This is a genomic window from Pseudomonas sp. Pseusp11, from assembly GCF_047304405.1.
In the GTDB taxonomy this organism is placed as follows: domain Bacteria; phylum Pseudomonadota; class Gammaproteobacteria; order Pseudomonadales; family Pseudomonadaceae; genus Aquipseudomonas.
Genome location: NZ_JBGLZF010000133.1, coordinates 1 through 230, shown reverse-complemented (window position 1 = coordinate 230; position 230 = coordinate 1). Strand labels below are relative to the sequence as shown.

The window sequence follows — 230 nt, the reverse complement described above, 5'->3', positions numbered from 1 at the left end:
AGGTACCGCCGTGGCGAGTTGGCGCCAAGCATGTTGGGAGCAAGTTTGGCTGCGTCGGCGGCAGAATCGAGCTCGCCTTGAAGGTCCGTCAACTTCTCGCGGGCATCAATGAGTGGTGCCGAAACCTCTGCCATCAAGCTATCTGTCGGAATGTGGTTGAGCCGCTGAACCGATTCGCGGACCGCGTAAGCTGCCGAATCGACCATTGGCGCAGCCGCTTCCAACGGGGC

At 60.9% G+C, this 230-nt stretch carries 1 protein-coding gene; it reads right to left on the bottom strand.

The genetic code is table 11. The features are described 5' to 3' along the window. Positions 1-206 (bottom strand): hypothetical protein (locus ACCC96_RS30450; RefSeq protein ID WP_413697763.1); only part of this gene is annotated, 206 nt, incomplete at its 3' end. Between the last annotated feature and the right edge of the window lie 24 nt (positions 207-230).